18 protein-coding genes are annotated in these 19,323 nt (G+C 65.2%); 8 read left to right on the forward strand and 10 right to left on the reverse strand.

The window, feature by feature from the left end:
* The first annotated feature begins 13 nt into the window (after positions 1–13).
* Genes JQ572_RS27490 through JQ572_RS27500 form a run of 3 tightly spaced genes read left to right on the forward strand, consistent with a single transcriptional unit; the run spans position 14 to position 2,786 of the window.
* Positions 14–763, forward strand: coding sequence for a YdcF family protein (locus JQ572_RS27490; protein WP_211385967.1), 750 nt, complete (start codon positions 14–16; stop codon positions 761–763).
* 52 nt (positions 764–815) lie between these two features.
* Positions 816–1,598: a DUF169 domain-containing protein gene (locus JQ572_RS27495; RefSeq protein WP_211385968.1), complete on the forward strand. Its 783-nt coding sequence runs from the start codon at positions 816–818 to the stop codon at positions 1,596–1,598.
* 9 nt (positions 1,599–1,607) lie between these two features.
* Entirely contained in the window at positions 1,608–2,786 is a 1,179-nt protein-coding gene (locus JQ572_RS27500) for a saccharopine dehydrogenase family protein (protein WP_211385969.1), read from the forward strand.
* Between the two features lie 65 nt (positions 2,787–2,851).
* On the opposite strand, the gene JQ572_RS27505 is transcribed toward JQ572_RS27500, so the two are convergent.
* Positions 2,852–4,048 (reverse strand): FAD-dependent monooxygenase, encoded by a 1,197-nt coding sequence (locus tag JQ572_RS27505; RefSeq protein WP_211385970.1) that lies wholly within the window; start codon positions 4,046–4,048, stop codon positions 2,852–2,854.
* A gap of 148 nt (positions 4,049–4,196) precedes the next feature.
* Between JQ572_RS27505 and JQ572_RS27510 the strand changes: the two genes are divergently transcribed.
* Positions 4,197–4,667 (forward strand): MarR family winged helix-turn-helix transcriptional regulator, encoded by a 471-nt coding sequence (locus JQ572_RS27510; RefSeq protein WP_211386081.1) that lies wholly within the window; start codon positions 4,197–4,199, stop codon positions 4,665–4,667.
* A 66-nt stretch (positions 4,668–4,733) separates the two neighbouring features.
* Here the strand turns inward: JQ572_RS27510 and JQ572_RS27515 are convergent, their stop codons facing one another.
* From JQ572_RS27515 to JQ572_RS27525, 3 genes are all read right to left on the reverse strand, one after another.
* The gene (locus tag JQ572_RS27515; RefSeq protein ID WP_211385971.1) at positions 4,734–5,996 is read right to left on the reverse strand and encodes an O-antigen ligase family protein; all 1,263 of its coding nucleotides are present in this window, start codon (positions 5,994–5,996) and stop codon (positions 4,734–4,736) included.
* Positions 5,997–6,067: 71 nt separating this feature from the next.
* Positions 6,068–7,618, reverse strand: a complete 1,551-nt coding sequence (locus tag JQ572_RS27520) for an undecaprenyl-phosphate glucose phosphotransferase (protein ID WP_211385972.1) — start codon at positions 7,616–7,618, stop codon at positions 6,068–6,070.
* A 118-nt stretch (positions 7,619–7,736) separates the two neighbouring features.
* The gene (locus tag JQ572_RS27525) at positions 7,737–8,870 is read right to left on the reverse strand and encodes a glycosyltransferase family 4 protein (protein WP_211385973.1); all 1,134 of its coding nucleotides are present in this window, start codon (positions 8,868–8,870) and stop codon (positions 7,737–7,739) included.
* Positions 8,871–9,070: 200 nt separating this feature from the next.
* On the opposite strand from JQ572_RS27525, the gene JQ572_RS27530 reads away from it, so the two are divergent.
* The gene (locus tag JQ572_RS27530) at positions 9,071–11,371 is read left to right on the forward strand and encodes a GumC family protein (protein ID WP_211385974.1); all 2,301 of its coding nucleotides are present in this window, start codon (positions 9,071–9,073) and stop codon (positions 11,369–11,371) included.
* Positions 11,372–11,573: 202 nt separating this feature from the next.
* Here JQ572_RS27530 and JQ572_RS27535 read toward each other — a convergent pair whose 3' ends face one another.
* On the reverse strand, positions 11,574–12,755 hold the full coding sequence (locus JQ572_RS27535) for a GNAT family N-acetyltransferase (protein WP_211385975.1): 1,182 nt from the start codon (positions 12,753–12,755) through the stop codon (positions 11,574–11,576).
* Positions 12,756–12,881: 126 nt separating this feature from the next.
* Between JQ572_RS27535 and JQ572_RS27540 the strand changes: the two genes are divergently transcribed.
* Positions 12,882–13,931: a polysaccharide deacetylase family protein gene (locus JQ572_RS27540; protein ID WP_211385976.1), complete on the forward strand. Its 1,050-nt coding sequence runs from the start codon at positions 12,882–12,884 to the stop codon at positions 13,929–13,931.
* On the opposite strand, the gene JQ572_RS27545 is transcribed toward JQ572_RS27540, so the two are convergent.
* Positions 13,915–14,136, reverse strand: coding sequence for a DUF2842 domain-containing protein (locus JQ572_RS27545; protein WP_211385977.1), 222 nt, complete (start codon positions 14,134–14,136; stop codon positions 13,915–13,917). The genes JQ572_RS27540 and JQ572_RS27545 overlap by 17 nt on opposite strands.
* A gap of 116 nt (positions 14,137–14,252) precedes the next feature.
* Here JQ572_RS27545 and JQ572_RS27550 point away from each other — a divergent pair, with 116 nt between their 5' ends.
* Positions 14,253–15,329, forward strand: a complete 1,077-nt coding sequence (locus tag JQ572_RS27550; protein ID WP_211385978.1) for a COX15/CtaA family protein — start codon at positions 14,253–14,255, stop codon at positions 15,327–15,329.
* A gap of 18 nt (positions 15,330–15,347) precedes the next feature.
* On the opposite strand, the gene JQ572_RS27555 is transcribed toward JQ572_RS27550, so the two are convergent.
* The 4 genes from JQ572_RS27555 to JQ572_RS27570 form a co-directional block, all read right to left on the reverse strand.
* Complete coding sequence (locus JQ572_RS27555) at positions 15,348–15,692, reverse strand: hypothetical protein (RefSeq protein ID WP_211385979.1); 345 nt, start codon at positions 15,690–15,692, stop codon at positions 15,348–15,350.
* A gap of 121 nt (positions 15,693–15,813) precedes the next feature.
* Positions 15,814–17,094 carry an O-acetylhomoserine aminocarboxypropyltransferase gene (locus JQ572_RS27560; protein WP_211385980.1) on the reverse strand — a complete coding sequence of 427 codons (1,281 nt, stop codon included), beginning with the start codon at positions 17,092–17,094 and terminating at the stop codon, positions 15,814–15,816.
* A gap of 138 nt (positions 17,095–17,232) precedes the next feature.
* Entirely contained in the window at positions 17,233–17,817 is a 585-nt protein-coding gene (locus tag JQ572_RS27565) for a CoA-binding protein (protein WP_211385981.1), read from the reverse strand.
* A gap of 106 nt (positions 17,818–17,923) precedes the next feature.
* Positions 17,924–18,745, reverse strand: coding sequence for an enoyl-CoA hydratase (locus tag JQ572_RS27570; protein WP_211385982.1), 822 nt, complete (start codon positions 18,743–18,745; stop codon positions 17,924–17,926).
* Positions 18,746–18,845: 100 nt separating this feature from the next.
* On the opposite strand from JQ572_RS27570, the gene JQ572_RS27575 reads away from it, so the two are divergent.
* Complete coding sequence (locus JQ572_RS27575; RefSeq protein WP_211385983.1) at positions 18,846–19,274, forward strand: PaaI family thioesterase; 429 nt, start codon at positions 18,846–18,848, stop codon at positions 19,272–19,274.
* Positions 19,275–19,323 lie beyond the last annotated feature (49 nt).

Here is a 19,323-nt window from a genome sequence, read left to right on the forward strand (position 1 = left end):
GCCGACCAACTTCATGATCGAGCTCGGGATCGTCTCGGTCGTCCTGATGGCGACGCGCTTTGCCGCATTCGGCCGCAAGCTCGCCGCGGCCACGCTGATCCTGCTGGCGCTCGCCGCATTTTCGCCGCTCGGAAATCTCCTGCTCTATCCGCTGGAGGCGCGCTTTCCGCCGTGGGATCCGTCGCGCGGTGCGCCCGATGGCATCATCGTGCTCGGCGGCTCCGTCGACACCGATCTTTCGGCGGCGCATCGCACGCCGGTCGTGTCGCATGCGGCCGATCGTCTGTTCGCGCCGGCCGAGCTCGCGCGCCGTTATCCGAATGCTCGCATTGTTTTCACGGGAGGCACCGCGAACCTGGTGTCGACAGGCGCCAGGGAAGCCGACTACTCCGCGCCTGTCCTGGAAAATTTGGGCATCGCGAAGGAGCACCTGATCCTCGAGCGGGACTCGCGCAACACCTACGAGAATGCGATCTTCACGAAACGATTGGTGGCGCCGAAACCGGGCGAGCGCTGGCTTCTGGTCACATCGGCCTTCCATATGCCGCGGTCGATGGGGATCTTTCGCAAGGCCGGATTCGATGTCGAGGCCTATCCGGTGGATTGGCGGATGGGCGGGCGTGACGATCTCCTCTCCTTCACCAATGTCGCCGCGGACGGGCTCGGCCGAACCGAGGTTGCCGTGCGCGAATGGATCGGGCTCGTTGCCTACCGCCTGATGGGCCGGACCGGCGATTTGCTTCCGGGCCCCGCGAAGGACTAGAAACGACGACAAGACGAAGATGATCGGCGCAATCGCCGGCCGGGAGGACGCCATGCAAGAGCAGAGTGCAGACAGGATCGATCTTGCCGGCCTCGTCGCCGATCTCAACAGCCTGTTGCGGCTGAAGACAACGGTGATCGGCATGAAGCTGTTCGCGCGCGCCGCGGACATGGAGGCGATTGCGAAGATCCGGCGGCCGAATGCGGTCCACACCACCGACCAGATCGTCAGCATGGCCTCGCGGCTCGGCTGGACCGTCGGCATCACCGGCGAGGATCTCGTTGGTAGCCAGTGCCGCGCGGTGATCGGCCTTGCGCCGCAGGACGAAAAATGGCTCGCCGGCGAAAATTATGTCGGCGTCTGGCACGGCACGGCGGAGGACGCACGCAAGCGCCAGGAGGCGCTGGACGTGGTGCCGTTCGGGCAGTATCAGGCGCTCGCGGTCAGCCCGCTCGCCAGCGGCCGGCTCGATCCGCCCGACATCTGCCTTGTCTATGCGACGCCCGGGCAGATGATCATCCTGATCAACGGGCTTCAATATACCGGCTACAAGAAGTTCGAATGGGGCGTGGTCGGCGAGACCGCTTGCGCGGATTCCTGGGGGCGGGCGCTCAAGACGGGCGAGCCCAGCCTGTCCTTGCCATGCTATGCCGAACGGCGCTATGGCGGCGTGCCGGACGAGGAGATGCTGATGGCCTTGAAGCCCGAGCATCTCGCCAAGGCGGTTCTGGGCATGAAGGCGCTGGCCAAGAACGGCCTGCGCTATCCGATCCCGCCCTATGGTATTCAAAGCGACGTCCGCGCCGGCATGGGCGTGAGTTACGCGAAGAAGTAAAGGCCGACCATGAGTTCTGCGAAATTCGACATCGTCGTCTATGGCGCGACCGGTTTCACCGGCCAGCTCGTCGCCGAATATCTGACTCAGCAGTACAAGAACGACCACGCGCTCAAATGGGCGATGGCGGGCCGGAGCCTCGGGAAGCTGAAAGCGGTCCGCGATGCGATCGGTGCGCCCGGGAACACGCCGCTGATCGTGGCGGATGCGTCGGATGCGGCTTCACTGAAGGCGATGGCGGAGCAGACGATGTCGGTGATCACCACCGTCGGCCCGTACCAGCTTTATGGTGAGGAACTGCTGGCGGCCTGCGTGGCCACGGGCACCGATTATTTCGATCTCTGCGGCGAGCCGGTGTGGATGCGGCAGATGATCGACAAATACGAGGCGGAGGCCAAGGCGAGCGGCGCGCGCATCGTGTTTTCGTGCGGCTACGATTCCGTGCCGTTCGAGCTCGGCGCGTTCTTCGTCCAGGAAGAGGCCAAGCGTGTATTCGGTGCACCGGCCTCGCGCGTGAAGGGGCGCGTGCGCGACATGCGGGGCACGCTCTCGGGCGGCACCGCCGCGAGCGCGAAGGCGACCTTCGATGCGGTGGCCAAGGATCTCAGCCTCGTCGCCATTCTCAACGACCACTTTGCACTGACGCCCGGCTTCAGCGGCCCGAAGCAGCCGAAGGGCAACAGGGCGGCCTTCGAGGAGGACCTGCAATCCTGGGCCGCGCCGTTCATGATGGCGCTGATCAACACGCGCAACGTTCACCGCTCCAACATGCTGATGGGATTCCCTTACGGCCAGGACTTCGTCTACGACGAGATGGTCCTGACCGGCCCCGGCGAGAAGGGCGAGGCCAACGCCAAGCGCGTGATGGCGGCAAACGCCGGGAAGACCGGTCCCGACGCACCGAAGCCGGGCGAGGGGCCGTCGAAGGAAGAGCGCGAGAACGGCCTGTTCGACCTGCTCTATGTCGCGATCGCGCCCGACGGTCGCACGGTCCGTGCAGGTGTCACCGGCGACCGCGATCCCGGCTATGGCTCGACCTCGAAGATGATCTCCGAATGCGCGATCTGCATGCTGCGCGAGGCGACGGATGTCCCGGCCGGCTTCTGGACCCCGGGCGCAGCGATGCAGCACAAGCTGATCAAGCGGCTGCAGGACAATGCGGGGCTGACGTTCAGAGTTGAGAGCTAACAGCAGATTGCAGATTGCAGGATGGGCACGGTGCTTTGCGCCTTTGCCCACCCTGCAGCAGGGCCCTACACCGCCCGCGCGTCGTAGGCGTACATGAACTCCATGCTCTTCGACCCCAGCGGCAGCAGCCATTTCATCATCTGATTGCGGATCCATGCGCCGGTGGCGCTGAATTCGCGCTTGCTGTTGCCGTTGCGGCGGGCCATGGCGACGATCTTTTCGGCGCGCGGCCGTCGCTCGGCCTCGAAGGCCTGGAAGGTGGCGCCGAGTTCCTGGCGGTCCTGCATCAGCCGGGCGAGGCGCATCGCATCCTCCAGCGCGAGCGAGGCGCCCTGGCCGGCATGGGGGCTGGTCGCATGGGCGGCGTCGCCGATCAGCAGCGAGCGCTTGCGCGACCAGGTCGGCAGGGTCGCAACATCGAGCGTGTCGGTGACCACGATGTTCTCGGCGGCCTCAATGATGCCGGGGATCGGATCATGCCAGCCACGGTGGAAGCCGCGCAGGTGCTGCTTCAGCGTCGCAGGGTCGAGCGCGCGGAACATCGCCGCGTCCATGCCGTGCGCGGGCTGCGTGCTCCACCACATCACGCCGTCGTTCGGATCGGGACTGCAATAGCCGTAGCCGAAGAAGCCGCTCTGCCCGAACGTGGTCTCGACGTGCCGGCCGACCGGCCTGCCGTCGAGGACGGCGTGCGGCACGAAGCCGCCGAAACCGATCAGTCCGGTGTCGAACGGTTGCGGGCCGTCGGGCACGACCTGCCGCCTTGTGACCGAGTGCACGCCGTCGGCACCGATCAGGAAGTCGGCTTCGGCGGTGGTGCCGTCGGCGAAGTAGGCGATGATCGGCTGGTCGCCGCGGTCCTCGATCTTGATCAGGCGCTTCTCGAAATACAGCGAGACGCACGCGCACCAGGCCTTGTCGATCAGCATCTCGTTGAGCGTGGCGCGGCAGACATTGACCGCGGGCTGGCCGAACCGCTGCGCCATGTCGCGGTTGATCGAGCCGAGCCTCTCTCCGCCCTGCGAATAGAAGTCGAAGGACTCCGCGATCGAGCCGCGGCTGATCAATTCGTTCGAAAGCCCGATCTCGTCCATGACATGCATGCCGTTCGGCGCGATCTGAAGGCCGCCGCCGATGCCTTTGGCGTAGGGCCAGGCCTCGTAGATCGCGGATTCGATGCCGGCGCGGCGCAGCAGGATCGCGGTGACGGGTCCGGCGATGCCGGCGCCGATGATCAGGGCCTTGCGGGGACGGTTGGACATTGTCTTGCTCCCGACGTTTCCGTGGTGCTAGGAGAAATTACGGTCGCTAAATCTCTTAGTGACTAAGATATATATCAACTAAGATATGAGGCCGGCCTTGTCAAGGACGAAGGCGCGCGCTGCGCTGTTGCAGGAGCTGGAAGAGGCGATGCGCAGGTCGTCCGCGCAGGGCGTGCTCTATGGCCAGACCGTTGCCAACGTTGCCGGAATTGCCAATTCCGACCTCGAATGCATGGACATCCTGTATCTCGAAGGCCGCGTCACCGCCGGCCGGCTCGCCGAAGTCACGGGCCTCACGACCGGCGCCATCACCGGCGTGGTTGACCGGCTCGAGAAGGCAGGACTCGTGCGCCGCGAGCGGGATGAAAACGACCGGCGCAAGGTCTTCATTGCCGTCGTGCCGGAAGCAGCCATGAAGATCGGCCAGTTCTACGTGCCGATGCAGCAGGCCATGGAGAAGGTGTTCAACGTCTATTCCGACGAGGAACTGCGGCTGCTGTTGCGCTTCGCGACGGAGGGTTACAAGGGCGTGCTCGCGGCGACCGAGGCACTCAAGGGCCTGATCGATACCCCGCCCGAGAAGCGTCCGGATCTCAAGCTGAAGAAGCTTCGTCGCTAGAGCATTTTCGAGCGAAGTGGATACCGGTTCGCGACAAGAAAACGCGTCAAGACAAGAAACCAGACATCACCGTTCCGATTCTATCGGAACGGTGATGTCCCTGATCTTGTAGATCTGCGCAGCCGCGATCATGCCCCACATCGCGCCCAGCATCATCCAGAAATGCCGCCAGTGGTCGGTGTCGATCACGAAACTTTCGCCGACGGTGCCGACGAAGGCGGAGAACACGGCCAGATAGGCGCGCTGCCATGGGACTCGCACGAAGATGTGCCGGAAGCCCATGATCATCGTGGTGAACACCAGCGCGGGATAGCAGACGCCGGACAGCCAGCCGCCGGACATGAAGGCGTTGAGATAGGAGTTGTGGGTGTCCTCGGGAAAGAAGCGGTGGAATTGCAGCGGGCCGATGCCGAAGGGCAGGTCGAGCGCCATCTCCGCACCCAGGATGTGCCGGCCGAACCGGCCGAACCGGCCCTCGTCATAGCTCTGGTCGAAGCTCGCACGCTGCTTGAACATCTCGGCGGTGGACTCGAACGACATCAAAACCGCGATCAGCGCGAGGCCCAGCACCGCGGCCAGGACCGCCATGACGATGATGCGCGAGCGCTGCGCGTTGGTGCGGCTGGTCAGCACCATCAGCGCCAGCATGAAGGCGGATGTCAGCACCAGCCCGCCCCAGGCGGCGCGAGAGAACGCGAGCAGGATCGCCAGCGACATGATACAGAAGGCGATGACGTTGCGGAACGCCTTGCCGAGCTTGTCCGAAACCACGCTCTGGAGCGCGAACAGCGCCGGCAGGATCAGGAAGGCGCCGAGCACGTTCGGGTCCTTGAACGTGCCGCGCGCGCGTCCGTAGAGTGTGAGAAGGTCGTCGCCACCGGGAACCAGGTGGAAGTAGCCGGCGACCGCCGACAGCGAGGCGACCATCGCGCCGACCACGAGCCCGCGGCGGAGCATGTCGAGCCGCGCCGCTGTGTCCTCCGACGTGACCATGGCGAAGAACACGACCGTCACCGCCATGTACCAGGAGGTCGCAATCCAGCTCACCACCTCGGATTGTTCGAAGAGCGGGATCGCGCTGATGGTGTAGCCGACGTTGAGCAGGACCAGCATCAGCACCAGCGGCATCAGCGCGAGCCGCAGGCGCAGGCCGGTGGCGAAGAAGATGACGGTGGCGAGCAGCGTCACGATCTCGTAGGGGCTCGGCTCGATGAAGACGATCGCGCCGGAGGCGCCGACCAGCCACACCATCGCGCGCTGCAGGGCCAGCACGCCGGGCGCAGCGCGAACCGCTGCATTCATCTCCCCGGCTGTCGCCGCATACGCCATCACACGCTCACACCACTCGTACGCCAGAATACCGCTGTCATCGCCAGGTCAGGCCGGGGCGCGACCGCAACTCAATACGCGTTCTCGTTCTTGGTCAGCAGTGCGATCGGCGTCTTCAGGAGAATGACGAGATCGAACAGCACCGACCAGTTCTCGATGTAATAGAGGTCGAACTCGACGCGCTTCTGGATTTTCTCCTCGTTGTCGATCTCGCCGCGCCAGCCATTGATCTGGGCCCAGCCGGTGATGCCGGGCTTGACGCGGTGGCGGGCGAAATAGCCGTCGACGGCTTCGTCGAACAGGCGGCTCTGGAGCTTGCCCTGCACCGCGTGCGGGCGCGGCCCGACCAGAGAGAGATTGCCTGAGAACACCACGTTGAAGAGCTGCGGCAGTTCATCGAGGCTGGTCTTGCGAATGAAACGGCCGACGCGGGTGACGCGCGGATCGTTCTTGGTCACGACCTTCGAAGCAGTCGGGTCGGCCTGGTGATGATACATCGAACGAAACTTGTAGACGTCGATGCGCTCATTGTTGAAGCCGAAGCGCTTCTGGCGGAACAGCACGGGGCCGGGGCTGTCGAGCCGGATCGCGATCGCCACGAGGGCCATGACCGGTAGCGCCGCGAGCAGCGCCAGGCTGCCGACGACGCGGTCGAACAGCCATTTCATCACCAGGTCCCAGTCGGTGATCGGCGCCTCGAACACGTCGAGCGTCGGCACCTCGCCGAGATAGGAATAGGAGCGGGGACGGAAGCGCAGCTTGTTGGTGTGCGCGGAAAGGCGGATGTCCACCGGCAGCACCCAGAGCTTCTTGAGCATCTCCAGGATGCGCGTCTCGGCCGAGATCGGCAGCGCGAACAGCACGAGATCGACGCGGGTGCGGCGGGCAAACTCGACGATCTCGTCGACCTTGCCGAGCTTGCGCGCGCCGGCGCAGGTGTCGAGCGCGCGGCTGTCGTTGCGGTCGTCGAAGACGCCGAGCACGTGGATATCGGAATCCTCCTGCGTGTTCAGCGCCTCGACCAATTGTTCGCCGTTGCGGTCGGAGCCGACGATGATGGTGCGGCGGTCGAGCCGGCCCTGGCGCGCCCAGGCGCGCACCAGCGAGCGCAGCACCAGGCGCTCGCAGATCAGCGCGACGAGGCCGAGGAAGTAGAAGGCGGCAAGCCACAGCCGCGATATTTCGCTGCCGAACTTGGCGAAGAACGAGATGCCGATGAACAGCAGGAAGACGAACGACCAGGAGGAGATCATGCGCGTCATCTGGCGGAGCTGACCGCGGAACAGCTGCACCTGATAGATGTCGGCTGCCTGGAAGCAGACCACGGCGGAGACGGCGACGGCGACGATCTCCGCGGGATAGGCCCAGCTGAAGGCGCCGGCGAGCGGCATGACATAGCCGACATAGACCGCGATGCCGACGAGGCTCAGCAGCGTGAAGTCGGCGAGGCGCACGATGCCGGTGATCACGATCGGCGAATAGGCGCGGGCGACCTTCTGGTTGACGACGTCGAGCGCGGCGGGCGACAGCCGGCGGCGGCGCTCGACAAAGGGCTGGTCAACCGGTTTCGCCGCGGCACTGGTCGCGGCGTCGAGCATCGAGCGTGCGTTGAGCGGTTCCACGGGTGTCCACGTCCATTCCAAAAACCCGTGGGCACGGCCTTGCGCCCCGGGCAGCATCCCCTGGCACATCGATTATCGAACAAATCGGAAGATTCTCTAAAGCAGGCCCTAAGAATGGTTAATGATTGGCAAATGCGTCGCGGTAGCCCGCAAGCACGCCGTCGACCATCGCCTGCTGGGAGAAATGCGCGGAGATGCGCTCGCGCAAGGACACCGCGCGCTGCGCGGTTACCTGCGGATCGTCCAGAGCCGCAGCAATCGCCCCGGCCATGGCCTCGGGATTGCTCGGTGCGAACAGGGCGGGGCTCTCCGCGCCAAGGATCTCGGGAATGCCGCCGATCCTGGATGCGATCATGGGAATACCGGCGGCGCCGGCCTCGATCACGACATAGGGCATGGAATCGCCGCGCGAGGGAACGACCAGCAGTCGCCCCTTGGAGAAGCCGTAGCGCGCCTTGACGTGGCCGACGAAGCGGATGGAGCCGGCGAGGCCGAGCCTCTCGACCTGCGCCTTCAGTGCCGCGGTCTCCTCGCCATCGCCGCCGAGCGTCAGCGTGACCTTCCTGCCGCCCTCGTGCAGGCGCGCCACCGCATCGACCAGCAGATCGGCGCCCTTGATGTGCCTGAACTCGCCGACATAAGCGAGGTCGGTGGCATCGTCGGCGATGACGATCGGCTCGAATTCCTCCGGTGTCACGCCGTTGAAGACGCAATGCACCACGCCCTTCGGCGTGCCGACGATGCGCTGATAGGTGTCGCGGGCAAACGCGCTTTCGAACAGGAACAGGTCGGTCGCGCCCATCAGCGCGCGCTCGAGCCGCGCGTAGAACTCGCCCTTGAAGGTGTTGAGGGGATAATGCAGCGAGCCGCCATGGGGGGTGTAGATGCGGATGGTGTCGTCGGAACGCCGCCGCATGCGGATGAAGGCGCCGGCCTTGGCGCCGTGGCCATGCATGACGTCGGGCCTGAGTGTGGCGATCAGGCGCCGCATGCGAAGCCACACCAGCGCATCGTCGGGCGACGGCTCGCGGCGCATCGCCATCCGGTGCACGCCGAGCTTCAGCCGCGGCGCGAGCTCGGCAAGGGCCTTGTCGGCGCGATCGCCGCCGGTGAGGCTGTCGGCGAGGATGCCGACATGGTGGCCGCGATCGACCTGGCCATTGGCGACGTCGAGGATGTGGCGGAAGATACCGCCAACCGGAGCGCGTACGGCGTGAAGGATGCGAAGCGGCTGGTCGGGAGAGGGGGGCATGATCAAAACCAGCGCTCGGCGAATGCTCGAACAATGCTCACGAAATATCGAGACGGATTAAGGGCCCTCGTGGTTAACAAACGGTGACGAGCGCGCCCGCGCGAGCTGCAGGATGCCGCGATTAACCCAGCGGCAACCTTAATGGAGTGTAATCGCCCCGGTTGAGGTAGGTTCGTGGCGTTGCCCTGCGGGAGTGTTCGATGCGTTTAGCGTTCTGGCGTGCCGGCAAGGACAAGGCGGTTGTCGAGCGGGCCGTTTCGAAGGCCAAAGCCGAAGCCAGGCAAGCCGAATTCAAGCAGGCCGACTTCAAGCAAGCCGAACTCGAGCCCAGGATCGAAGCCAGGCCGGTATCCGCCGCGCCGAGGCAGGCGCCGTCCGAATCCGGCGACATCGACCTGCACGCGCTCGGCGCGGCCCTGGCGCGCAAGCGCGGCTGGATCATCGTGCCGACGGTGCTGGCGCTCGTCGCGTCCCTCGCGGCCGTCAATCTCGTCACGCCGCGGTACAAGTCCGAATCCCGCATCCTGATCGACGGCCGCGAGAACGTGTTCCTGCGCCCGAACAGCGACCGCACCGAGGAGCGGCAGGCGCTCGATCCCGAGGCCGTCACAAGCCAGGTGCAGCTCGTGCTGTCGCGCGATCTCGCACGTGAGATCATCAAGAAGAACAAGCTTGCGGAGCGGCCCGAGTTCGATCCGGTGCTGCAGGGGGTTTCTCCGCTGAAGTCGCTGGCGGCCCTGATCGGCATCGGCCGAGACCCGTTCTCGATGACGCCCGAAGAGCGGGTGCTCGATGCCTATTACGACCGGCTCCAGGCCTACGCCGTCGACAAGTCGCGCGTGATCGTCGTCGAATTCCAGTCCGCCGATCCTGATCTTGCCGCGCGCGTCGCCAACTCGATCGCCGACGGCTATCTGGTGCTGCAGCAGAATGTCCGTCAGGATCAGGCCAGGAACGCGAGCCAGTGGCTCTCCGGCGAGATCGACAGCTTGCGCAAGAAGGTTTCCGAGGCCGAGGCGAAGGCGGAGGATTTCCGCTCCAAATCGAGCCTGTTCGTCGGCACCAACAACACGACGCTGTCGAATCAGCAGATGGGCGAGGTCAACACCCAGCTCAACAACGCGCGTTCGATGAAGGCGGATGCGGAATCCAAGGCGCGGCTGATCCGCGAGATGCTCCAGAGCGGCAAGCCGATCGAGTCATCGGAAGTGCTGAACTCGGAATCGATGCGGACGCCGTCCCAGCAGCGGGTGGCGTTGCGGGCCCAACTCGCCGAGCAATCGTCGACACTGCTCGGCAATCATCCGCGCATCAAGGAATTGAAGGCGCAGCTCGCCGATCTCGACACCCAGATCCGCGACGAAGCCGCCAAGATCGCCCGTTCGCTGGAAAACGACGCACGCTTTGCCAGCGGACGTGTGCAGGAATTGACGTTGAGCCTCGAGCAGTTGAAGAAGCAGGCGACGTCGACCAACGGCCAGGACGTGCAGCTCCGCGCGCTCGAGCGCGAGGCCAAGGCGCAGCGCGACCTGCTGGAGACTTATCTTGCCAAGTACCGCGAGGCCAACACCCGCGAGACCATCGACACCGCGCCGACGGACGGCCGCATCATCTCGCGCGCCATCGTCTCGAACATGCCGGCCTACCCGAAGAAGCTGCCGATCGCGCTGATCGCGACGATCGCGACGCTGCTGCTCTCGTCCGGCGTCGTCATCACCGGAGAGCTGTTGCGCCAGACTGCGCCCCGTGCGGCAGCCGTGTTCGCTCCAGCGCAAACGCGGGCGCCGGCTCGTCAGGAACCGGTTGTCCAGCCGGCGTCCGCTGAGCCGATCGTCGATCCGGTCATGGCGGAGTCCGCGCCGCTTCAGCCGGAGATGGCCTCTGATGCCGATGCCGACGAATTCGCTGAGATCGAACATCTCGCCGACAGCCTGCGCACCGCGGGGACTGCGGCGAAGAAAGTCACGGTGCTCGGCACCGCCTCGGGCGAAGCCATCACGCTTTCGACGCTGACGCTGGCCCGGCATCTGGCGCGCGATACGCGGGTCGTCGTGGTCGATCTTGCCGCGTCCTCGCCGACAATGGCCGCGATATCCGTCGATGCTTCGGCGCCCGGCCTTGCCGAGCTGATGCAAGGCGAGGCGTCGTTCGCGCAAATCATCACCCGGGACAAGCTCTCGCGGCTGCATCTGGTCATGGCCGGCCGTCCCGGCTTCGACCGCAGCCTGTTGCAGTCGCCGCGGGTGGCGCTCGCGATCGACGCGCTGCTTCGCGCCTACGATCACGTGCTGCTCGACGCCGGCAGCGCTTCGGACCTCCCGGCGGAATTGCTGACGGCGAATGCCCGCGCCGTCGTGGTGCCCGACGCGTCGATGGCCGCGGATGCCCGCGCGCTGATGTGCGAGCAGCTGAGGGCCGTCGGCTTCGGCGAGGTGACGATGCTGGGCAAGCCCGTGCAGCCGTCAGATGCGGTGGAAGCACCGCGCGTGGTGGCAGCGTGACGTTCTTGCCTTCGCTGCGGGCCTGAGCGAGCGCCTCGTCCTTCGAGACGACCGCTTCGCGGTCTCCTCACAGGATGAGGCTTTGCTGGATCGGAGTCCGTTGAAGCTGCTGCCGCGAATTCCGTCCTCATCCTGAGGGCCCGCCGAAGGCGGGCGTCTCGAAGGATGCGCCGCGGGAGCGCGTCTCCCAACCGCAGGATACCTACCCGAACGCCTGGCGCAGCCGTCGGGCCAGATCGAACAGCATCTGGTTCTGCTTCACTAGCCGCTTGCCGTGGCTCAGCGAGGACATCGCCATCGCTGCGAGCCTGCCGCGCGAGGTCAGGGGCACGAAGCTGTCGAAGATGGCTTCGTCATCCTTGCAGAACATCCGCTTGTACTCGTCCGAGCCGATGCCGAGGTCGAGCGAGCGGTAGCCGCGCTCGGCGTAGCGGTCGATGATGTAGCGCATCAGGATCAGCCCGGGGCTGAAGCGGGCGTGCTCGGACATCGTGTAGGTGTTGAACATCATCGAGAAGCGCTGGCCGTCGGCGACGCCGGCGAAGATCGCGATCACCTCGTCGTCGCATTCGAGCGCGTGGATGTCGATGACGCGGCCTTCGCCGCGCGGCGCATGGCAGGCGCTGCGGATGAACGCTTCGACGCCCGGTTCGGCGAAGACGTCGGGGAGCTTCTGCTCGGCCATCCGCACCGGCTTGACGCGGAAGAACCAGTCGAGCAGGCGGGTGATGTCCGCGTCGGTGGTGGCAAGGTGATAGCGATAGCCGGCGAGCGTCTGGAGCTTCTTCTCCTTGCTCTTGAGGCGGCGGCGGAAGGAATTGCTGATGCGCGATGCGGGCGGACCGCCGGGCTCCATCACCAGCAGCGGACAGCCGTTGATCGCGCTCTGCCGCGGGAAAGCGGCAAACGGGTTCTGCTGATCGTGCCAGCGCAGCGGCTGCTGCGTCAGTGCGAGCACGTCGACATGTTCGCGCAGCGGCGCCTGCAGCGCGTCGAGATCGGCGGCAATCACCTGCGCTGCGAACTCGGCGTTCCACAGGCCCATGTTGAAGGTGGTATGTTTGCCGCCCATGAAGCAGGCCGTGCGCACGCCATGGGTCTGGCGCAGCGAGAGCGGCAGCAGCAGGAGCGGCCTGTGCTCGGCGTCGCGGGCGATCACGATGAAGGGCCGGGCGCCCTCGCAGCCACCGACCAGACCATGCCAGGGACTCAGCAGATCAAAGCGCTGATAAGGCGTGAAGAGGTGACCGGGCTCTTCGAAAGTGCGCCAGACCGCCTCGGCGGCGCCGAGATCGGCAACGATGTCGACATGCGCGATACGGCTCGCTTTCGACCGCGCTGGCGCTTCTGCCGTCCGGCTTTGCATCGCCGCAGCCATGGTCATTCGCGAAACCTGTCGAGAAATCAAAAATGTGCGTAATTCGGCCTGTGGCCGACCTTTGCAAAGAAATGTCAACAAAGGGTAATGACTATAGGGGAGGAAACAGGCGCCAACGCGTCAGGTGGGACATTGGCATCCGACGACAGATGGCTGGAACGGCTGCGGCTCGAGCTGACCTGGTTCAGCGGCCAGGCTGCGCTGCGCAGTCGTGGTGCCGGCGCCATCCTGCGCTTTGCCGATGTGCGGCCGCGACGTCGCGGCGGGTTTCAGCCGCTGCGCGAGAACGAGATCACTCCGCGCTTCCTCGACCGGGCCATCCGCGCGCTGAAGCGGTGGAGATATGATTTTGTCGGAATGGACGAGGTGTGCCGGCGTGCGGTGACGCTGCCGGAAAAGCGGCGCTTCGTGGCGCTCACCTTCGACGGTGCTGCCAAGGATCTCATCACGTTTGCCTACCCGGTGCTGGCCCGCCACGCCGTACCCTTCACGATCTACGTGCCCACCGCGTTTCCCGACGGCGTCGGGGAAGCCTGGTGGCTCGGACTGGAGCAGGTGATTGCGCGCGAGAGCCGCATCAGTCTGATGATGGGCGAGAGGGAGCAACGCTTCAACGTCACCGGCAATGCCGAGAAGCAGGCGCTGTTTTCGTTCGTCGAGGGCTGGCTGCTCTCACTGCCGCCGGCGGATTTGTCGGCTGCGATCGCCGACCTCTGCACGCGCTACCGGATCGACCTTGCCGCGCTTTCGCGCGAGGCGTCGATGAATTGGGAGGATCTGGCCAAATTGGCGGCCGATCCGCTCGTCACGATCGGCAGCGCGACCGTGAACTATCCCGTTCTCGCCAACATGAAAGACGCCGCCGCGCTGCGCGAGATGACGATGGGCAAGGCGGTGGCGGAAGCGGCGTTCCACCGCGAGATCGAGCATCTGGCCTTTCCGTTCGGCGATCGCGCCTCGTTCCGGCGCAGCCACGTCGTGATGGCGGAGGAGGCCGGCTTTGCCAGCGCGGTGTCGACGATCCCGGGCATCGTGGATGCCGGGGGGCGCACCAACCTGCGCGCACTGCCGCGGATTTCCTGGGACGGAAGGGGGCGCTCGTTGCGCATGCTGCGCGTGCTGGCGTCGGGCGTTGCCTTTGCGCCGGTGAAGCCGACCGGCACTCTTACGAACCAGACTTGACCCGGTCGGGCCGCTGCATCCAGCTCACGATCGGCATCGCCGGCAGCACCCAGCCCATGCCGACCACCACGTAATAGATCGCCTGCCGCCAGCCGGATTCGGCAATCCACGGCATCTGCGCCAGCGCCATGCCGAGCAGGGCCCAGACAGTGGCGAGCACCAGGAGGAGGATGGCGCCGAGGAACTTGCGGGTACGGATCGTCATGACGGAATGCTGCGGCTTTCGCGTAACTTGCGCTGCGGGAGCGGGGGACTATAAGGGGCGCGCAGTCCGGTTCAAGCCTCAAGTCGCTTAGGTACAAGGTTTGGTTTCGCCCTGAAATGACGCCGATTTCCACCCTCTCCGAGCCGTATCGCGCCGTGCGCTGGTGGCTGATTTCCGTGGCCGCGCTGATCGCCCTGATGGTGCTGGTCGGCGGCGCGACCCGGCTGACGGAATCCGGGCTCTCGATCGTCGAATGGAAGCCCGTCACAGGCAGCGTTCCGCCGCTTTCGGAGCGGCAGTGGACCGAGGCCTTCGAGGCCTACAAGAAGATCCCGCAATATCGCGAGCTCAACGCGGGCATGAGCCTGTCCGAGTTCAAGGAGATCTTCTGGTGGGAATGGAGCCACCGGCTGCTCGGCCGTTTCATCGGCGTGGCCTATCTGCTGCCGTTCCTGTTCTTCCTATGGCGCGGCGGTCTGTCCGGTGAATTGAAACGGCGGCTGTGGCTGCTGTTCGCGCTCGGCGGGCTCCAGGGCGCGGTCGGCTGGTGGATGGTGGCGTCGGGCCTGACGGAGCGCGTCGAGGTCTCGCAATATCGGCTGGCGACGCATCTGGTGCTCGCGCTCCTGATCTTCGCCGGCATCGTCTGGACGGTGCGGCGGCTCAAGGAACGTCCGCAGATCGCAGTGCCTGCGCGGCTGAGATTCACGAGCGTGCTGCTCCTCGTCGTGACTTTCGTGCAGATCTATTTCGGTGCGCTGGTCGCGGGCCTGCGCGCCGGCCGCGCCTACAACACCTGGCCGCAGATCGATGGCGCGTTCATTCCCTCGGCGGATCGGCTGTGGTTCGAGACGCCGTGGTGGCGCAACATGTTCGACAATGTGCTGACCGTGCAGTTCGAGCACCGCATGACGGCCTATGTGCTGTTCGTGCTCGCGGCGTGGCACGCCTTCGATGCGGTGCGCTCGCGCGCGGCGGCGGGCGGCGCGCTGTTGCTGCTGGGCGCGGTAAGCCTGCAGGCGGTGCTCGGCATCCTCACGCTGCTCAATCAGGTGCCGATCGATCTCGCGCTCGCCCATCAGGCGGTCGCCATCGTGGTGCTGACCCTCGCGGTGATGCAGACCGAGCGGCTCGCCTCGCGGCAATCTGCGCAAGCGCAGCCGCGCGCGGTTCCGCTCGGTCAGGCCGGCTGATCACCATCAGCCGGCTGATCAGCAATAGCCGTAGATGCCGCACGAGTAGGGCAGGCGCCAGAAATAGTCGACCTGCTTCCCGCCGTAATACGAGCCCTGATAGTCGTAGTCCCAGGGGCGGCCGTAATAGCCCGGCAGCGTGTGCGCGCCGGGCAGCAGCGGCGTGCCCGGCAGGTTGCGGATGTAGCTGCCGATGCCATAGGCCGGCGAGATCAGCGCATCCGGATCGGTTTCGACGTAGACTTTCGGCGGCTCTTGCGGCGGAGCCGCGGCCCGGCGCTTCGGCGTGGCCGGCAGATCGGCGGCGAGCGCGCCCGAGACCGTCAGCATTGCCGCAAGGGCAGGTACCATCCAGCGCAGCATCGTCGGCTCCGAATCAAAAAGGGCGATCCAAGGACGATGTATGCGGCCAATATGGTTAATGACTATTAACCGGCGGCGCGGTTCCGGGGCGGCTGTTTGCACCGCCCCGGAATGACAACAACTACGCGCCCAGTGCCTGTTCCAGATCGGCGATCAGATCTTCCTTGTCCTCGATCCCGATCGAGAGCCTGACCACGTCGGGGCCGGCGCCGGACTTGATCTTGGCGGCGTCGTCGAGCTGGCTGTGCGTGGTCGAGGCCGGGTGGATCACCAGCGAGCGGGTGTCGCCGACATTGGCCAGATGCGAGAACAGCTGCAACTTCGACACCAGCCTGACGCCGGCGTCATAGCCGCCCTTCAGGCTGAAGGTGAACACGGCGCCCGCGCCCTTCGGCGCGTATTTGCGCGCGAGCCGGTTGTACTTGTCGGTTGGCAGCCCCGCATAGCTCACCGAGGCCACCGCCGGGTGACCGGCGAGGAATTCGGCGACCGCTTTCGCATTGTCGCAATGCCTCTGCATGCGCAGCGGCAGCGTCTCGATGCCGGTGAGGATCATGAAGGCATTGAACGGCGACAGCGCCGGGCCGAGGTCGCGCAGGCCGAGAACGCGGCAGGCGATCGCGAAGGCGAAATTGCCAAACGTCTCCTGGAGCTTGATGCCGTGATATTCCGGCCGCGGCTCCGACAGCATCGGATATTTGCCGCCCGTGGACCAGTCGAACGTGCCGGCATCGACGATGATGCCGCCGAGCGAATTGCCGTGGCCGCCCAGAAACTTCGTCAGCGAATGCACGACGATGTCGGCGCCGTGGTCGATCGGGCGGATCAGGTAGGGCGAGGCCAGCGTATTGTCGACGATCAGCGGCACGCCCGCCTTGCGCGCCACCGTCGAGATCGCCTCGATGTCGGTGATGCTGCCGCCGGGGTTGGCGATGGATTCGATGAAGATCGCTTTCGTGCGCGGCGTGACCGCGCGTTCGAAGCTCGCGATGTCATCCGGATCGGCCCATACCACGTTCCAGCCAAAGCTCTTGAACGCGTGCGTGAACTGGTTGATCGAGCCGCCATAGAGCTTTCGCGCGGCGATGAACTCGTCGCCGGGCTGCATCAATTGCTGCAACACCACTACCTGCGCGGCATGGCCCGAGGCCACGGCCAGCGCGGCCGTGCCGCCTTCGAGCGCGGCGACGCGCTCTTCCAGCACCGCATTGGTGGGATTGCCGATGCGGGTATAGATGTTGCCGAATGCCTGCAGGCCGAACAGCGAGGCGGCGTGGTCGGCGTCGTTGAAGACGAAAGACGTCGTCTGATAAATCGGCGTAGCGCGCGCACCGGTGGTGGGATCGGGCTGTGCACCGGCATGCACGGCGAGGGTCGAAAATCCCGGAAGGCGATCGCTCATTGATGGCGTCCTGTTCTCATGATCTGAAATCGCGCGGCATGCTGATCGTCGCAGCGTCTGCCGTCAAGGCGCCGGTTCACATCAGGACAATCGTGCTACGCATTGTCGCGTTCGCGAAAGGAATCCTTCGCAAGTGCGTCAGCTCTGCTCGGTCTTGTTCTTGGCGGCGCGATCGGACGCCGCGGTGTCACCGCCGCCGACACTCATCCGATTGAGGGACAGCCGCATGCCTTGTGTCGGTGCCGGCGGGCGCTTGGAACTCAGCGTGCGCGAATTGACGCCCATCCATGAGATCTCGGACGACAGCCGGCCATATTCGATCTTGGGGCAGCGGTTCATCACCACCTTGATGCCGACCGATTCCGCCTTTGCCGCGGCGACATCGTCACGCGCGCCGAGCTGCATCCAGATCACCTTCGGCAGCGGATCGAGCGTGAGTGCTTCTTCGACGACAGGCAGGATGTGGCTGGAATTGCGAAAGATGTCGACCATGTCGATGGGATGGCCGATGTCGGACAGCGAGGCGACGAATGGCTTTCCGAGCAGCTCCTTGCCGACATGGCCGGGATTGACGGGGATCATGTCGTAGCCGCGTTGCGCCAGATATTTGAACGCGAAATAGCTCGGCCTCACGTTGACCGGCGAGGCGCCGACCATCGCGATCGACTTCACGCTGTTGAGGATGGCGCGGATGTAATTGTCGGGATAGGCGTCGTGGTTCATTGGCTCTTCTTTTTGCTGTCATTGCGAGGAGCGCAGCGACGAAGCCATCCAGTCTGTTTCCTCGGTGGGATTTCTGGATTGCTTCGCTTCGCTCGCAATGACGATTCTACTCATCCCGCCATGTCGGCGTGCGCTTCTCGATGAAGGCGCCGATGCCTTCCTCGGCGTCGCGCGCCATCATGTTCTCGGTCATGACCTCTGCCGCATAGCGATAGGCTTCCGCAAGGCTCATCTCGGCCTGGCGGTAGAATGCCTCCTTGCCGAGCTTGACGGTGTAGGCGGATTTCAGCGCAACCTGTTCGGCCAGCGCAAGCGCGGCGTCGCGCTCGGTGCCGGCGGCGACGACGCGATTGATCAGCCCGATCTCGCGGGCGCGGGCGGCCGGGATCGGCTCGCCCGTCAGCAGCATCTCCATCGCCTGCTTGCGCGGCACGTTGCGCGACAGTGCCACCATCGGCGTCGAGCAGAACAGGCCGATGTCGACGCCGGGGGTGGCGAAGCTCGCAGCGTCCGAGGCGATCGCAAGATCGCAGCTTGCGACGAGCTGGCAGCCGGCGGCGGTCGCGATGCCCTGGACGGCGGCGACCACGGGCTTCGGCAGGTGGACGATCGCCTGCATCATCGCGCTGCAGGCGGTCATCATCTCGGCGAAGAAGGCGCGGCCGCGATCCGGATCGGCGCGGCGCGCGGTCAACTCCTTCATGTCGTGGCCGGCGGAGAAGGCGGGGCCGTTGGCGGCGATCACGACGCCGCGGACCGCCTTGTCGTCGCCGATCTCGTTGAGTTCGGCATGCAGGCTTGCGATCATCGCCTCCGACAGGCTGTTGCGCGCGGCCGGGCGATTGAGCGTCAGGACCGCGATGGGGCCGACGGTCTCGCGCAGCAGGATCGGTGGTTGCGGGGAGGGGGCGCGGGCCTGGACGGGCATCGAAAGCGTTTCCGGTTGGATTCTTGCACTTGGATGACGCGGATGGATGATGCAGATAACCTAATGTAGCAGGCGAAGTGAAGCGAGGGTGAGGCGAAGCATGGCGTTAGCGAAAATGAGCGTGGTGGAGGTCGAGCAGTTTCTCCGTGAGGAATTTCCCCAGGCCTTCGGCGGCGACGACATCACGATCGAGAGCGCGGACGGCCAGACCTGCCTGCTGCGCCAGCGCTACAGCGAAAGGATGCTGCGGCCGGGCGGGACCGTGTCCGGCCCGACCCTGATGGCGCTTGCCGATTTCGCGATGTACGTGGTGCTTCTGTCCGCGATCGGGCCGATCGGGCTCGCCGTCACCACCAATCTCAACATCAATTTCCTGCGAAAGGGCCAGCCCGGCCAGGATGTGCTGGCGGAAGCCCGGCTGCTCAAGCTCGGCAAGCGCCTGGCGGTCGGGGAGGTAAAGCTGCTGTCCGGCACGTCGCCCGATCCGATTGCCCACGTCACCTCGACCTATTCCATTCCAAATGTTTGAGCTTTTCGCAGGTAATATCGCACCATATTTTTAACTTATTGATTTTACT

This window comes from Bradyrhizobium sp. SZCCT0153, assembly GCF_018129995.1.
In the GTDB taxonomy this organism is placed as follows: domain Bacteria; phylum Pseudomonadota; class Alphaproteobacteria; order Rhizobiales; family Xanthobacteraceae; genus Bradyrhizobium; species Bradyrhizobium japonicum_G.